Origin of the sequence: Pseudomonas sp. ACM7, from assembly GCF_004136015.1 — a bacterium.
GTDB classification, from domain to species: domain Bacteria; phylum Pseudomonadota; class Gammaproteobacteria; order Pseudomonadales; family Pseudomonadaceae; genus Aquipseudomonas; species Aquipseudomonas frigoris.
The window spans coordinates 3352820-3367077 of record NZ_CP024866.1 but is presented as its reverse complement, the minus strand read 5'-3'; the positions used below and the strand labels follow the sequence as shown (position 1 = coordinate 3367077).

16 protein-coding genes and 1 pseudogene are annotated in these 14258 nt (G+C 58.6%); 10 read left to right on the top strand and 7 right to left on the bottom strand.

Annotated features, from left to right (window positions below):
* Nucleotides 1-289, top strand: a pseudogene (locus CUN63_RS15795) (IS4 family transposase); the annotation flags it as partial.
* A gap of 46 nt (nucleotides 290-335) precedes the next feature.
* Here the strand turns inward: CUN63_RS15795 and argC are convergent.
* On the bottom strand, nucleotides 336-1370 hold the full coding sequence (argC, locus tag CUN63_RS15790; RefSeq protein ID WP_008147251.1) for an N-acetyl-gamma-glutamyl-phosphate reductase: 1035 nt from the start codon (nucleotides 1368-1370) through the stop codon (nucleotides 336-338).
* A gap of 135 nt (nucleotides 1371-1505) precedes the next feature.
* Here argC and hemJ point away from each other — a divergent pair, with 135 nt between their 5' ends.
* The 6 genes from hemJ to coq7 all read left to right on the top strand — a co-directional run bounded on the left by hemJ (nucleotide 1506) and on the right by coq7 (nucleotide 6079).
* Nucleotides 1506-1934: a protoporphyrinogen oxidase HemJ gene (hemJ, locus tag CUN63_RS15785; protein WP_046045400.1), complete on the top strand. Its 429-nt coding sequence runs from the start codon at nucleotides 1506-1508 to the stop codon at nucleotides 1932-1934.
* A 33-nt stretch (nucleotides 1935-1967) separates the two neighbouring features.
* Nucleotides 1968-2936, top strand: coding sequence for a nitronate monooxygenase family protein (locus tag CUN63_RS15780; RefSeq protein ID WP_129440746.1), 969 nt, complete (start codon nucleotides 1968-1970; stop codon nucleotides 2934-2936).
* A gap of 86 nt (nucleotides 2937-3022) precedes the next feature.
* A complete protein-coding gene (locus tag CUN63_RS15775) occupies nucleotides 3023-3988 on the top strand; it encodes a DUF805 domain-containing protein (protein ID WP_129440744.1) in 966 nt (321 codons plus the stop codon).
* Nucleotides 3989-4050: 62 nt separating this feature from the next.
* A complete protein-coding gene (locus tag CUN63_RS15770; RefSeq protein WP_129440742.1) occupies nucleotides 4051-4839 on the top strand; it encodes an SDR family oxidoreductase in 789 nt (262 codons plus the stop codon).
* A gap of 82 nt (nucleotides 4840-4921) precedes the next feature.
* The gene (locus CUN63_RS15765; protein WP_129440740.1) at nucleotides 4922-5260 is read left to right on the top strand and encodes a histidine triad nucleotide-binding protein; all 339 of its coding nucleotides are present in this window, start codon (nucleotides 4922-4924) and stop codon (nucleotides 5258-5260) included.
* Nucleotides 5261-5431: 171 nt separating this feature from the next.
* Nucleotides 5432-6079, top strand: a complete 648-nt coding sequence (coq7, locus tag CUN63_RS15760) for a 2-polyprenyl-3-methyl-6-methoxy-1,4-benzoquinone monooxygenase (protein ID WP_129440738.1) — start codon at nucleotides 5432-5434, stop codon at nucleotides 6077-6079.
* Nucleotides 6080-6224: 145 nt separating this feature from the next.
* Here coq7 and speD read toward each other — a convergent pair whose 3' ends face one another.
* Both speD and CUN63_RS15750 read right to left on the bottom strand, forming a co-directional pair.
* Nucleotides 6225-7019: an adenosylmethionine decarboxylase gene (speD, locus tag CUN63_RS15755; RefSeq protein WP_129440736.1), complete on the bottom strand. Its 795-nt coding sequence runs from the start codon at nucleotides 7017-7019 to the stop codon at nucleotides 6225-6227.
* A gap of 188 nt (nucleotides 7020-7207) precedes the next feature.
* Complete coding sequence (locus CUN63_RS15750; protein ID WP_030130026.1) at nucleotides 7208-7630, bottom strand: OsmC family protein; 423 nt, start codon at nucleotides 7628-7630, stop codon at nucleotides 7208-7210.
* 231 nt (nucleotides 7631-7861) lie between these two features.
* Here CUN63_RS15750 and crp point away from each other — a divergent pair, with 231 nt between their 5' ends.
* Nucleotides 7862-8506 (top strand): cAMP-activated global transcriptional regulator CRP, encoded by a 645-nt coding sequence (gene crp, locus CUN63_RS15745; protein WP_008147233.1) that lies wholly within the window; start codon nucleotides 7862-7864, stop codon nucleotides 8504-8506.
* Here the strand turns inward: crp and CUN63_RS15740 are convergent.
* The 4 genes from CUN63_RS15740 to CUN63_RS15725 form a co-directional block, all read right to left on the bottom strand.
* Nucleotides 8503-9204 carry a lipoate--protein ligase family protein gene (locus CUN63_RS15740; RefSeq protein WP_129440734.1) on the bottom strand — a complete coding sequence of 234 codons (702 nt, stop codon included), beginning with the start codon at nucleotides 9202-9204 and terminating at the stop codon, nucleotides 8503-8505. The genes crp and CUN63_RS15740 overlap by 4 nt on opposite strands.
* A 156-nt stretch (nucleotides 9205-9360) precedes the next feature.
* The gene (gene trpC / locus CUN63_RS15735) at nucleotides 9361-10197 is read right to left on the bottom strand and encodes an indole-3-glycerol phosphate synthase TrpC (protein ID WP_129440732.1); all 837 of its coding nucleotides are present in this window, start codon (nucleotides 10195-10197) and stop codon (nucleotides 9361-9363) included.
* Nucleotides 10194-11243 (bottom strand): anthranilate phosphoribosyltransferase, encoded by a 1050-nt coding sequence (gene trpD, locus CUN63_RS15730; RefSeq protein WP_129440730.1) that lies wholly within the window; start codon nucleotides 11241-11243, stop codon nucleotides 10194-10196. The genes trpC and trpD overlap by 4 nt, the downstream gene beginning before the upstream one ends.
* 9 nt (nucleotides 11244-11252) lie before the next feature.
* A complete protein-coding gene (locus CUN63_RS15725; RefSeq protein WP_033056198.1) occupies nucleotides 11253-11846 on the bottom strand; it encodes an aminodeoxychorismate/anthranilate synthase component II in 594 nt (197 codons plus the stop codon).
* A gap of 113 nt (nucleotides 11847-11959) precedes the next feature.
* Here CUN63_RS15725 and CUN63_RS31700 point away from each other — a divergent pair, with 113 nt between their 5' ends.
* Nucleotides 11960-12256 (top strand): hypothetical protein, encoded by a 297-nt coding sequence (locus tag CUN63_RS31700; RefSeq protein ID WP_165353211.1) that lies wholly within the window; start codon nucleotides 11960-11962, stop codon nucleotides 12254-12256.
* On the top strand, nucleotides 12253-14166 hold the full coding sequence (gene estP, locus CUN63_RS15720; protein ID WP_129440728.1) for an esterase EstP: 1914 nt from the start codon (nucleotides 12253-12255) through the stop codon (nucleotides 14164-14166). The genes CUN63_RS31700 and estP overlap by 4 nt, the downstream gene beginning before the upstream one ends.
* Nucleotides 14167-14258: the final 92 nt, after the last annotated feature.

The following is a 14258-nucleotide window of genomic DNA, read 5'->3' as shown; positions in this document are numbered from 1 at the left end:
GTTACTGGCTTATAACGTAGTGCGTCGAGAAGCCAGTCAGGCGGCTGTAGCTCATAAGCGGGCTCCCAGCGAGGTGAGTTTCAAGTTTGCCTGTCAGCACATCGCCAGCCATCTAGTGGTCATGGCCGGAGCGGTCTCGCCCTCACACACGCCAAGACGCCTGGACGAGCTTCGCGGCAGCATTGGTGTGCTCTTCATAGTAAAACGCCCCAGGCCTGCGAGGCCTAGGGCGGTGAAGATGTCTAAAACCCGGTATCCGGTTAACCGCAAGGCTGCTCCGCTTAAGTGAACAGCATTGCCGTCAGACGGGCCTTTTTGCTGAGCGGGCTAAAGCCTTACGGCAACATGCCAGCGTGAGACAAGCCCAGGCGCTCATCCAGCCCGAACAGGATGTTCATGTTCTGCACCGCCTGCCCCGACGCGCCTTTGACCAGGTTGTCGATCACCGACAACACCACCACCAGGTCACCATCCTGTGGACGATGCACCGCAATGCGGCAAACGTTGGCACCGCGCACGCTGCGGGTTTCCGGATGGCTGCCAGCGGGCATGACATCGACGAACGGTTCGTTGGCATAACGCTTTTCAAACAGCGCCTGCAGATCCACCGAGCGATCCACGACCGTCGCGTAGAGCGTCGAGTGGATGCCTCGAATCATTGGCGTCAGGTGCGGAACGAAAGTCAGACCGACGTCCTTGCCCGCTGCGCGACGCAGGCCCTGGCGGATTTCCGGCAGGTGACGGTGACCTTTTACGGCGTAAGCCTTCATGCTTTCCGACGTCTCGGAGTACAGCGAACCTACAGACGCGCCACGACCGGCACCACTGACACCGGATTTGCAGTCGGCGATCAAACGGGTGGTGTCGGCCAGGCCGGCTTCAAGCAATGGCAGGAAACCCAATTGCGTAGCAGTCGGGTAGCAACCCGGCACAGCGATCAGGCGAGCCTGCTTGATTTGCTCGCGATTGACTTCCGGCAAACCGTAAACCGCCTCTTCCAGCAGCTCCGGCGCGCCGTGCGGCTGACCGTACCACTTGGCCCACTCATCAGCGTCTTGCAGACGGAAGTCCGCCGACAGGTCGATGACTTTGGTCCCGGCCGCCAACAGTTCGCCAGCCAGCGCATGGGCAACACCGTGGGGCGTGGCGAAGAACACCACGTCGCAAGCGCCCAGCGTTTTGATGTCCGGAACGCTGAACGCCAGACCGTCGTAATGACCGCGCAGGTTCGGATACATATCAGCCACGGCCAGACCGGCCTCGGATCGGGAAGTGATGACGACCACTTCAGCTTGCGGGTGCTGCGCCAACAGACGCAGCAGTTCGACACCGGTGTAACCCGTGCCGCCGACGATACCGACCTTGACCATAAACCTGCCCTCAACGAACCCACTGGAAAGCCGTCGATAATAGGGGCCGCGCGGCTCTGCGACAACCGTCAAGGTGACGTGCGGGCGCTCTACCCTCTACTATCTTCGCTACCGTGAACCTGGGAATAACTAAAAATGCTTTATCTGTGGCTCAAAGCGCTTCACATCGTCAGCATGGTCTGCTGGTTTGCCGGCCTGTTCTACCTGCCGCGCCTGTTCGTTTATCACGCCCAGAGCGAAGACACCGTCAGCAAAGAACGCTTCAGCATCATGGAGCGCAAGCTGTACCGCGGCATCATGGGGCCGGCGATGATCGCCACCTTGATTTTCGGCATCGCACTGATCGGCCTGAACCCAAGCATATTCAGTCAAGGTGCGTGGATTCACGCCAAGTTGACCCTTGTGGTGATCCTGATCGGCTACCACCACATGTGTGGCGCCCAGGTGAAACGCTTTGCCCGTGGCGAGAACACCCGCAGTCATGTCTTTTATCGCTGGTTCAATGAAGTGCCGGTTCTGATATTGCTGGCCATTGTAATTCTGGTCGTCGTTCGGCCGTTCTAACGCCAATAAGCACAACTCACCGGGGTACTTCCAATGTCGCTGCCCGCTCTGCTCGAACAACGCCTGCGTCTGCCTGTGGTGGCAGCGCCAATGTTCCTGATCTCCAACCCACAACTGGTGCTCGCCTGCTGCCGTAATGGCGTGGTGGGCAGCTTTCCTGCGCTGAACCAGCGCGAGAGCAGCGGCTTCAAGGCCTGGCTGGAAGAGATCGAAGCAGGGTTGGCGACACTGGAGAATCCGGCGCCTTATGCGGTGAACCTGATCGTCCACAACAGCAACCCGCGACTGCAAGCGGACCTGGCGATCTGCATCGAGCACAAAGTGCCGATTGTGATCACCAGCCTCGGAGCTGTGAAAGAACTGGTCGATGCAGTGCACAGCTATGGCGGTCTGGTGTTCCATGACGTGACGACTCGTCGCCACGCAGAGAAAGCCGCCGAGGCCGGGGTCGACGGTTTGATCGCCGTGGCAGCGGGCGCCGGTGGACACGCCGGAACCTGGAGCCCGTTCTCGCTGATTGCCGAGATCCGCCAATTCTTCGACAAGACCCTGCTGCTGGCCGGTTGCCTGAACCACGGCCACGAGATTCTCGCGGCACAACTGCTCGGTGCGGATCTGGCCTACTTCGGAACGCGATTTATCGGCACCACCGAAAGTCATGCGCCTGACGCCTATAAAGAGATGCTGCTGACTTCCAGAGCCGCGGACATCGTCCATACTCCAGCGGTGTCGGGAGTACCGGCGAGCTTTATGCGTCAGAGCCTTGAGGCTGCGGGTTTCGACATGGCAGCGCTGCAAGGCAAGGGCCAGGTAGACTTCGGCTCCAAACTCAAGCCCATTAACGATGAAGCCAAAGCCTGGAAAACCGTCTGGTCCGCGGGCCAGGGTGTCGGCGAGATCGATGACCTGCCGAGTGTCGATCAATTGGTCGCTCGCCTTGATGCCGAGTACCGCAAAGCGCTGGAGCTAGCGGCAGCGCTGCCCAAGCGCTGGCCACGCTGACAGGAAAACTGGGCCAGTCCATTCCGGCTGGCTTTACACTCAACCCGCAATACTCCCTAAAACATTCGCGACAAGGATGCCTCGCAATGAGCGAAAACCGTTTCAAGATCCTGTTCGACGGCGCTCTGCTGCCAGGTGTTGCTGTCACCACCGCCAAGCTCAATCTCGCCGAGTTGTTCAAAAGCGATGTGGCTGCCATCGAGCGGCTGTTCAGTGGCAAGCCGGTTGCGCTCAAACGCGACCTGTCGCAGGTCGATGCGCAGACTTATCTCCAGGCGCTGACCAAAACCGGTATCGATGCCCGGATCGAATCCGAACCCTCGATCGAGCTGAACCTGTCTGACGTTCATGAACACGCCCCTGCCGTCGCGGCAGATCCCGAATCCCCTTACGCACCACCCCAGGCTACCGTTGGGGAAGCCTTGCCTGCGTTTTCCACACTCAAGCCGTTCAGCTTCGAGGGTCGGATCGGTCGCTTGCGTTATCTGGCCTGGACGATGTCGCTGACGCTGGTGACCCTTAGCGTTGGCGCTGTGCTTGCTGTTTTCGGCTTGGCCCTCATCAGTACGGACTCGACCGCTGGCCTGATTCTCGGTGGCTTGCTGGCCTTTATTCTCTTCGTGGCGCTCGCGTTCGTCAGCATTCAGTTCAGTGTCCAGCGCCTGCATGATATTGGCTGGTCTGGCTGGCTCTGGCTGCTTACCCTCGTGCCGTTCGTGGGCAGCATCTTTCCGTTCGTGATGATGATTGCTCCGGGAAATAACACCGCCAATCGATACGGTGCGCCACCACCGCCCAACAGCACCGCGGTCAAGGTCCTGTCTTCACTGTGGCTGGTGTTTATCGCGATCCTGTTCATCGGCGGACTGACCGGTGGCCTTACTACCCTCCAGAGCGAATACGAAAGCGCCACCCAGAGCAGCTATGAAAGTGACTCCGTGACCACCGAAGAGATCGAAGATCAAACCGCCGTAGAAGCAGAGCCAGCGCCAAATTCAGCCGACGATGCAGCCGAAGTAGCCCAGCCCCCTGTAGACTCTGCGAAAGAATGAACAGCGCTCCCCGTCCGTGACACCTGCGTCGCCGGCGCGGAGCTGTTGCGATGGAGAAATGCATGACCCGTTACGCTCTGATCACTGGCGCTTCCAGCGGCATCGGCCTGGCGATGGCCGAAGCGCTGGCCCGGCGCGGACGCAGCCTGATTCTGGTGGCCCGTCAGCGTGATCAGCTGGAAAGTATTGCGATTGAACTGACTCAACGTTTTGGCGTGGAAGTGTTGTTCCGAGCCTGTGACCTCGGCGAGCCGCTACGGCTGTCCGGTTTTCTGCTGGAGCTGGAGGAAGGTGACCGACAGATCGATTTGCTGGTCAACTGCGCCGGCATCGGCACTTGCGGCCCTTTCCTGGCTCAGGACTGGATGACCGAGCAGGACCTGATCGAAGTGAACATCCTCGCGCTCACTCGCCTGTGTCACGCGATCGGCAACAGTATGGCGCTGCAGGGCGGCGGGCAAATTTTGAATGTCGCCTCGGTGGCGGCTTTCCATCCGGGCCCGTGGATGAGTACTTATTACGCCAGCAAGGCTTATGTGCTGCACTTTTCCGAAGGGTTGCGCGTCGAACTGAAAAAATGCGCGGTCAAGGTCTCGGTGCTCTGCCCCGGCCCTACCCGTACGGCGTTTTTCCGCACCGCGCAATTGGACGCCGGCAAACTGATCGACAGCAAAATGCTGATGAGCCCCGAGGAAGTCGCGCTCTATACCGTGCGGGCGCTGGAGAAAAATCGCGCCATCATTATTCCGGGTCGATGCAACCGCTGGCGCGCCTTCCTGCCGCGGCTCGGCTCGCGCTGGCTGACCCGGACAATCGCCGGCATGGTCAACAAGGCTTACTGCCCGCGCTGATCGCACCCTCAAGGTAAAAGGCTGGGCTAGGGCATAACCCATGGTTACACTCAGGCCAGCCCAAACAACGGAGAAAACAGCTGTGGATACTCTGTTCACCAAGATCATCAACCGGGAAATCCCGGCCAAGATCATTTACGAGGACGACCAGGTACTGGCCTTCCACGACATCGCCCCACAGGCACCGGTGCATTTTCTGGTGATCCCGAAAAAAGCGGTGCGCACGCTTAACGACCTGACCGAGGACGACAAGGCATTGGCGGGGCATCTTCTGTTCACCGCCCAGCGTCTGGCCCTGGAGCTGGGTTGCGAAGAGGGCTTCCGCGTGGTCATGAATTGCAATCCACTGGGTGGGCAGACCGTCTATCACATTCATATGCATGTATTGGGTCAGCGCCAAATGCATTGGCCTCCGGGCTGATTCATTACCCGCCCTTGTAGGAGCACAGCTTGCTGGCGATGGCGTCATTGAGATCGCCATCGCCAGCAAGCTGTGCTCCTACAGGAGAAGCCTGCATCACAATGACCCACCGCAAACCTTCCCCGGCCGATTGGGTTAAACTGGCCGCCGAGATTCTTCCCGGAGGTCAGCATGACTACCCAACGTCACTACTCGCCGATTGACCGTCTTCTGCTGCAAGCCGATGCCGCGATGCGTACCTTGCTGCCCTTCAGTGGCCAGCCGTACCGTCCTTCGCCCGCTATCGTGCAGCCGGATGCGCAAATGAGCGACGAAGACACCCGGCACGTCGCCGGCCTGATGCGCATCAACCATACCGGCGAAGTCTGTGCCCAGGCGCTGTATCAGGGTCAGGCCCTGACCGCCAAGCTGCCGCAAGTGCGCGCAGCCATGGAACATGCCGCCGAAGAAGAAATCGACCACCTGGTCTGGTGCGAACAACGCATAAAACAGTTAGGCAGCCACACCAGCATTCTCAATCCGCTGTTCTATGGCATGTCGTTCGGGATCGGCGCGGTAGCAGGGTTGATCAGCGATAAAGTCAGCTTGGGTTTCGTTGCTGCCACCGAGCATCAGGTCTGCAAACACCTGAACGAACACCTTGAGCAACTGCCGGCCGAGGACGAAAAGTCCCGGGCGATCCTCGAGCAGATGCGCATTGATGAAGAACACCACGCCGAAAGCGCGCTGGAGGCTGGAGGTTTGCGCTTCCCGGCACCGGTGAAGTTCGGCATGAGCCTGATGGCCAAGGTCATGACCAAGAGTACTTACCGGATCTGACCTCAGGGGCTTTCGTAGGAGCAAGGCTTACCCGCGATGGCGATCTCAAGGACGCAATCGCGGGCAAGCCTTGCTCCTACAAGGGATACTCGCAATAAAAAAGGCGACTGCCGTGAGGGAGTCGCCTTTTTTGTGCTCGAAAATCTTAGCTCGGCATGTTGCGCGCGTAGAAGATTTCCAGCATTTCGTGTTTAACACGCTCGGTCACCTGGGCACGCTGCTCAGAAGACAGGTTGCTGGTAGCGTCGCCGAACAGGTAGTTATCCAGTTCGAAGTTCTTCAGCAGCATTTTGGTGTGGAACAGGTTTTCCTGGTACACGTTCACGTCGGTCATCTGGTACGCGTCGCGGGTGTCTTCGGAAAGGTAGTTCTGAATCGAGTTGATCTCGTGGTCGATGAAGTGCTTTTTGCCTTCTACGTCACGGGTGAAGCCGCGCACACGATAATCCACGGTCACGATGTCCGAATCGAACTGGTGAATCAGGAAGTTGAGCGCCTTGAGCGGTGAAATGACGCCACAGGTCGACACATCAATGTCCACACGGAATGTCGCGATGCCATCGTCCGGATGGATTTCCGGGTAGGTGTGCACCGTAATGTGGCTCTTGTCGAGGTGGGCCAGGATAATTTCAGGCAGCGGGCCCGGGGACTCTTCGATCTGACTGTCGGTCGGGGTCACCGGCTCTTCGGAGATCAGAATCGTGACACTGGCGCCCTGGGGTTCATAGTCCTGACTGGCAATGTTCAGGATGTTGGCGCCAATGATATCGACAACTTCTGTGAGGATCTGCGTCAGGCGCTTCGCGTTGTACTCTTTATTGATGTACTCGACGTAAGCCTGCTGGTCTTGCGGGGTTTCCGCGTAGCAGATGTCATAGATGTTGAAGCTCAAGGTCTTTGTCAGGTTATTGAACCCGTGGAGCTTGAGTTTGCTTTTCACCGTTAGACGCTCTCTGTGTATTGCGGACCGGCCGCGTGATCAAGCATGCCCGTCAGATGCGAACGACGCACCTGCGCAGGACGGATCAATACCTCTTCGCGATGGCGATTTTAGTTATCTGTACGGGTGCAGACGCGAGCTTTAGATCGCCACAGTCTGCACTGCCTTTATGATAGTTGAATGTCGATTCAACCGAGTTCGATGATCTCGTAGTCATGGGTAATGACCACGCCAGCCGCGCCCAGCATGATCGACGCCGAGCAATACTTCTCGGCAGACAGCTCGATGGCGCGTTTGACCTGGGCTTCTTTCAAGCCGCGGCCCTTGACCACGAAGTGCATGTGGATCTTGGTGAAAACCTTCGGATCTTCGGTGGCGCGCTCGGCTTCGAGGAAGGCTTCGCAGCTTTCAACGGCCTGACGAGACTTCTTGAGGATGCTGACCACGTCGAAATTGCTGCAACCGCCAACACCCAGTAGGAGCATTTCCATCGGCCGGACACCCAGGTTGCGACCGCCGGCATCGGGCGGACCGTCCATGACCACGACATGACCGCTGCCGGATTCGCCGAGGAACATGGCTTCGCCAGCCCATTGGATGCGTGCCTTCATCGCCAAGACTCCACTGTATAAAAAAGGGTCGCCAGCTTAGCACAGGGGCCTTGATTGACGGCGTCTCGCCTTCCTACGACGCAAGCCGCTGCGCTGTAGGTAAATTCTCGAATATTGCAGGAAGTGTCTGTTAAGCTGGCGCCAATTCACTGGCGCATAGCCAGCTTTGTAGCAACCTCAGCGACTCATAAGAAAACCAAACACACCGTGAAGTCTTTTCGGGATACAACCATGGTTGCTATTACCCCAACACCCAAAATCAAGAACCTCGACAAGCTGTTGATGCACTGCCAGCGCCGTCGTTATGCGGCCAAAAGCAACATCATTTGTGCCGGTGATCGCTCGGACACGCTGTTCTTCATCATCAAAGGTTCGGTCACCATCCTGATCGAGGATGACGACGGCCGCGAAATGATCATCGCCTACCTGAACTCCGGAGACTTTTTCGGCGAGTTGGGCCTGTTCGAACAGGCCGGCCTGGAACAGGAACGCAGCGCCTGGGTGCGCGCCAAGATCGAATGCGAAGTCGCCGAGATCAGCTACGCGAAATTCCGCGAGCTGTCCCAACAGGATCCAGACATTCTTTACGTGCTCAGCGGACAAATCGCACAGCGCCTGCGCAACACCACCCGCAAAGTAGGTGACCTTGCATTCTTCGACGTCACCGGCCGCGTCGCACGCTGCCTCTTGGAACTGTGCAAGCAGCCAGATGCAATGACCCATCCCGACGGAATGCAGATCAAGGTGACCCGTCAGGAAATCGGGCGGATTGTCGGTTGTTCACGTGAGATGGTCGGTCGCGTACTCAAGGACCTGGAAGAACGCAACCTGGTGGACGTCAAAGGCAAGACCATGGTGGTCTTCGGTACGCGCTAAACCCTGAACATATCTGCCAGCAACTGGCGGTACAACGTGTCGAGTCGCCCCAACGCATCAGGTGCTGCATATTTTTCATGAAGAGCAATGTGGCTCTCGGCGCGAACTCGCTGCTCCAGGCCACAGGCTTCATTGAAACGGTTAACCGCCGCAACCATCGACTCACGCTCGTTATCGAGCAACAAAGCACCGTGCACCAACCCTACCGGACGCGTACCGCCCTTGCTCTGGCGCCAGCGTTGAGCCGTGCCGACCATCTTGCGACCATCAAGGTTGACGTTGAAACGTCCATCGCAGAACGCCCCCTCTATTTCACCCAAAGACGAAACGCCGCCCAGTTCATCGAGTAACTGACAAATCGGATCGCAAAGCCGGCGATAACCGGTTTCGATGCGGTTCTGGTCGCCCTCGCTACGCGGTGGCGCGTAGACCAGCGCGATGTTGATCGTTGAAGCCGATTGCGGCACCGGTTCACCGCCGGTCTCACGCAACAACACCGGCCATCCTGCCGCTGCCGACACTTCGCACGCGGCCTCGAACCCAGGCAGACGATTCAACCGTCGCGGCATGACCAATGCGCGGTCGTTAGGTTGCCAGAACAGCAGGCCAAACTCCGAATCGCCGGTGCACACATGGGCCAACAGGTCCTGTTCGGCGAGCAGGCCGGCTTCGACGGGCAGAGCGATAGGTGAGGTCATCAGGTAATCCATAGGACGTTCAATCTGCTGTGCATCTCATACCGTCTTCGCGAGCAAGCCCGCTCCCACATTGGATCGGCGTTGTCTGAATGGACGCGGACTAATGTGGGAGCGGGCTTGCTCGCGAAGGGAGCGCCGCGGTTTGTCTATTTGTACTCAGTCGAGTGTAGAACCGCTCAACGCGATACCACGCTCAGGAAAGAACAGACGCTGCAGTTCGGTGCCCGGGCTTTCGGCGCGCATAAACGCTTCGCCAACCAGGAACGCGTACACATCGCTGATTTCCATCAGCTCGACATCGGCCCGGTTGAGAATGCCACTTTCGGTGATCACCAAGCGATCACGCGGGATACGCGGCAACAGATCGAGCGTGGTTTCCAGATTGACTTCGAAGGTGTGCAGGTTGCGGTTGTTTACGCCGACCAACGGAGTGTCGAGGGTTTTCAAGGCTCGCCCCAGCTCGTCGCCATCGTGAACTTCCACCAGCACATCGAGGCCGACACTTTTGGCCACGGCAGCCAGCTCGGCCATTTTCATGTCATCCAGTGCGGAGACGATCAATAGCACGCAGTCGGCGCCCAACGCTCGGGCTTCGACGATCTGGTACGGATCGATCATGAAGTCCTTGCGGATCACCGGCAGTTTGCACGCCGCCCGCGCCTGTTGCAGATACGCATCGGCGCCCTGGAAGTAATCGATATCGGTGAGCACCGACAGGCAGGTAGCGCCACCCTTCTCGTAACTCTTGGCGATGTCGGCGGGAACGAAGTTCTCGCGGATAACGCCTTTGCTCGGTGAAGCTTTCTTGATTTCTGCAATGACCGCTGGCTGCTTAAGCTTGGCCTGAGCCAACAATGCCTTGGCAAAACCACGGGGTGCATCGGCCGCCTTGGCCAGACTTTCCAGCTCCGCCAGGCTTACGCGAGCGCTACGCTCAGCGACTTCCTGGACTTTACGGGCCAGAATGTTTTCCAGAACCGTCGGTACACTCATCCCTCATTCTCCACTTTGAATACCGCGGTAAATGCACCCAACTCCTCCAGTTTTTCCCGAGCGAGGCCTGTGTGCAGCGCATCGTGCGCCAGGGCAGCGCCTTCTTTCAAACTGCTGGCATGGTCGGCGGCGTACAGCGCGGCACCGGCATTGAGCATAATCATTTCCGCGGCTTTCTGACCGTTCTCGGTCTTGCGCTTGCCCAGGGCATCGCGAATCAGCTCCAGCGAGGCCGCCGGGCTATCCACTGCCAGACCGTGCAGGCTCTGGCTTTTCATGCCCAGGTCTTCTGGCTCGACCCAATACTCGGTGATCTGGTCATCCTTCAATTCCGCCACGAAGGTTGGCGCCGCCAGACTGAACTCGTCCAGGCCATCCTTCGAGTGAACCACCAGCACGTGCTTGCTGCCCATACGCTGCAAGACTTCGGCCAGCGGCCGGCACAACGCCTGATTGAACACGCCCACCACCTGATGCTTCACGCCGGCCGGATTCGTAAGCGGGCCGAGCATGTTGAACAGCGTGCGCAAGCCCAGCTCCCGGCGCGGGCCGGCGGCGTGCTTCATGGCGCTGTGATGGGTCTGGGCGAACATGAAACCGATGCCGACGTTGTCGATGCAGCGTGCGACCTGAACCGGCGTCAGGTTCAGGTAGATACCCGCCGCCTCCAGCAAATCGGCGCTGCCGCTTTTGCCCGAGACCGCACGGTTACCGTGCTTGGCCACCGTGCAACCGGCCGCCGCCACCACGAACGAGGAAGCGGTCGAGACGTTAAAAATGTTCGCGCCATCGCCACCGGTGCCGACCACATCGACGACGCCGTCGAGAGTCTTGAGCTCGACCTTGTCCGCCAGCTCGCGCATGACCGACACGGCGCCGACGATTTCGTCGATGCTTTCACTCTTCATGCGCATGGCCATCATGAACGCGCCGATCTGCGCATCCGTGCATTGACCGGTCATGATTTCGCGCATGACATCGCGCATCTCATCGGTGCTGAGGTCGAGCTGTTCGACGATACGGCTCAGGGCTGTCTTGATATTCATGAAAAGTCCTTAGCGCGTGCCGCCGGTTTGTTTGAGGAAATTAGCGAACAGCTCGTGGCCCTGTTCGGTGAGGATCGACTCAGGGTGAAACTGGACGCCCTCGATGTTCAGTGTCTTGTGGCGCAGGCCCATGATCTCGTCGACCGAGCCGTCTTCAAGCTGAGTCCAGGCGGTCAGCTCCAGGCAATCGGGCAGGGTTTCACGTTTGACGATCAGTGAATGATAGCGGGTGACCGTCAGCGGATGGTTCAGGCCTTCGAAAACGCCCTTGTCCTCGTGGAACACCGGGCTGGTTTTGCCGTGCATGACCTGACGGGCGCGCACCACATCGCCGCCAAAGGCCTGGCCGATGGACTGATGACCCAGGCAGACGCCCAGAATCGGCAATTTACCGCCAAAATGTTTGATCACATCAATCGACACGCCGGCTTCGTTCGGCGTGCAAGGGCCGGGCGAAACGACGATCCGCTCCGGGTTGAGGGCTTCGATTTCGGCAATGGTGAGCTCATCGTTGCGCACGACTTTGACCTGGGAGCCGAGCTCACCAAGGTATTGCACAACGTTGTAAGTAAAAGAGTCGTAGTTATCGATCATCAGCAACATGGCGTTATGAACCTCTTGAATTTACTGACTTTGAATACAGCCTTCGAATGATTTACCCGCAGCGTCCTGCGCTTTGTCAGTCGCTGGAGTCGCGCTGCAAAGCGGTTTGTCTTATGGGTAAAGAAGGCAAAGCGGTAAAGATCCGGCCGGGCCGGCAGAAGGATTCAGGCGCGCCAACGCCAACGGGCGTGTGCCTTGATGACTTGATCCAGAAGTTTGCTGACGATCAACACGGGGAAGGTCTCATTTATACGTCTCGGCACAGTAACTTAGCTGGGCAGAGCGTGCAATATGGGGCGATGGAAGCTCTTGAAACAATTGACGGGTTCGCGCCGAACGGCAACAGGCTCTATAGTTTTTGGCACTGTCGTTTTGCTCACTACAACAATAACAAACGGACTTGCTCATGATCAGACAGACGCTGGCTGTACCGCTTGCCGGGTGCTTGCTCGCTATTGCCTGCACCCAGGCGATCGCGGCGCCCAACCCCTATTCGAATTTCATCGTCTTCGGCGATAGCCTCAACGATGCCGGGCAGTTTACCGACACGGGCGGCCCTCCCGGCTCGACCCTGCGCTTCACCAACCGCACCGGACCGGTTTACCTGGACGGAAGCGGCGAAGCCTACTCCGCCAACTCGACCCAACTGCTGGGTGGAAGGCTCGGGCTTTCACCGGACCAGACGGCCGCTTCAACCTCGGCGGCGCGTGCGAACCAGGGCCTGCCGGACGGTAATAACTGGGCCGTTGGCGGATATCGCACCGACCAGATCCTCACCTCGATCACCAGCGTATCCGCCACGGGTGAACGCACACGCTCGGGCTATCTGCCGACAAACAACTTCAGCGCCGATCCGAATGCGCTGTATTACATTTCCGGGGGTGGTAACGATTTTCTTCAGGGACGTGTACAAAGTGGCGCTCAGGCGAATACCGCTGCGGATCGACTGGCCAACAGCGTCCAGGTTTTGCAGACCGCCGGCGCCCGGTACATCGTCGTATGGCTGCTGCCCGACCTGGGTTTGACGCCCGCCATCAATGGCACGCCCCAGCAGACACCCACCTCACTACTGAGCTCTGCCTTCAACCGGCAACTGGTCACCCGTCTCGCGGGGATCGATGCCGAAATCATCCCGTTGAACATTCCGTTGCTGTTGCAGGAAACCTTCGCCGATCCGGCTCGATTCGGTTTTGCTACAGGCCAGAACCTGACGGCGACTTGCTTCAGCGGCAACAGCTGCACCGAAAACCCTACGTATGGCATCAACAGTGCCACCCCGGACCCCAGCAAGCTGATTTATAACGATGGGGTTCATCCGACCGAAGCCGGGCAGAAACTGATTTCCGACTACGCCTACTCCCTACTGGCTGCGCCGTGGGAGCTGACGTTGTTGCCGGAAATGGCCCACGCTACTTTGCGTGCGCACCAGGATGAGCTGCGCAGCCAATGGCAATCGGACTGGGAGAACTGGCAAGCGGTCGGCCAATGGCGCGCGATTGTCGCCGGTGGCGGCCAGCATCTGGATGTCGATAGCCAAAGCAGCGGCGCCAGCGCCGACGGCGACGGCGACGGTTACAACCTGAACATCGGCGGCAGCTATCGGCTCAATGACGCCTGGCGCGTCGGTGTGGCGGCGGGTTTCTATCGTCAGAACCTGGAAGCAGGCAATAACGATTCGGACTACAAACTCAACAGCTACCTGGCCACCGCCTTCGCCCAGTTCCAGCAGAATCGCTGGTGGGCCGATGCCGCGTTGACCGGCGGCAAGCTGGATTACGACAACCTCAAACGCAAATTCGACCTGGGTGCCAGCGAAGGTGCGGAGAAAGGCGATACCGATGGCGATCTCTGGGCCTTCAGCACACGGGTTGGCTACGACATTGCGCAACCGGGCAGCGAGTGGCACCTGTCGCCGTTCATCAGCGCCGATTACGCAAAAGTGGAAGTCGACGGCTACTCGGAAAACAGCACTCGTTCCACGGCGCTGACCTTTGATGATCAGACTCGCGATTCAAAACGTTTGGGCGCCGGTCTGCAGGGTAAGTATCAGATCACCACGCAGACTCAAGTGTTCGGCGAATACGCGTATGAGCGTGAATACGAGGATGACACTCAGAAAGTAAACATCGCGCTCAACAGCCTGCCGTCCCTGGACTTCAAACTGGACGGCTATACACCGCAAAGCCACTTGAATCGCGTGAGCCTGGGGGTCAGCCACAAGTTGACGGCCGATCTGGCGCTGCGTGGCGGATACACGTTCCGCAAGGATGATGACTTTACCCAGCAAGGCATCAATGTGGGGGTCAGTCTGGATTTCTGATAACCGACTAGACCTGTGGGAGCGGGCTTACTCGCGAAGGCGGCATTTCATTCAACATTTGAGGTGAATGACACTCCGCTTTCGCGAGCAAG

Coding starts and splice junctions, on each gene's coding strand:
- argC (WP_008147251.1), bottom strand. CDS start 1,370: ATGGTCAAGGTCGGTATCGTCGGCGGCACGGGTTACACCGGTGTCGAA.
- CUN63_RS31700 (WP_165353211.1), top strand. CDS start 11,960: ATGGGTAAAGAAGGCAAAGCGGTAAAGATCCGGCCGGGCCGGCAGAAG.
- CUN63_RS15725 (WP_033056198.1), bottom strand. CDS start 11,846: ATGTTGCTGATGATCGATAACTACGACTCTTTTACTTACAACGTTGTG.
- hemJ (WP_046045400.1), top strand. CDS start 1,506: ATGCTTTATCTGTGGCTCAAAGCGCTTCACATCGTCAGCATGGTCTGC.
- crp (WP_008147233.1), top strand. CDS start 7,862: ATGGTTGCTATTACCCCAACACCCAAAATCAAGAACCTCGACAAGCTG.
- CUN63_RS15770 (WP_129440742.1), top strand. CDS start 4,051: ATGACCCGTTACGCTCTGATCACTGGCGCTTCCAGCGGCATCGGCCTG.
- trpC (WP_129440732.1), bottom strand. CDS start 10,197: ATGAGTGTACCGACGGTTCTGGAAAACATTCTGGCCCGTAAAGTCCAG.
- trpD (WP_129440730.1), bottom strand. CDS start 11,243: ATGAATATCAAGACAGCCCTGAGCCGTATCGTCGAACAGCTCGACCTC.
- CUN63_RS15740 (WP_129440734.1), bottom strand. CDS start 9,204: ATGACCTCACCTATCGCTCTGCCCGTCGAAGCCGGCCTGCTCGCCGAA.
- CUN63_RS15780 (WP_129440746.1), top strand. CDS start 1,968: ATGTCGCTGCCCGCTCTGCTCGAACAACGCCTGCGTCTGCCTGTGGTG.
- CUN63_RS15750 (WP_030130026.1), bottom strand. CDS start 7,630: ATGAAGGCACGCATCCAATGGGCTGGCGAAGCCATGTTCCTCGGCGAA.
- CUN63_RS15775 (WP_129440744.1), top strand. CDS start 3,023: ATGAGCGAAAACCGTTTCAAGATCCTGTTCGACGGCGCTCTGCTGCCA.
- estP (WP_129440728.1), top strand. CDS start 12,253: ATGATCAGACAGACGCTGGCTGTACCGCTTGCCGGGTGCTTGCTCGCT.
- coq7 (WP_129440738.1), top strand. CDS start 5,432: ATGACTACCCAACGTCACTACTCGCCGATTGACCGTCTTCTGCTGCAA.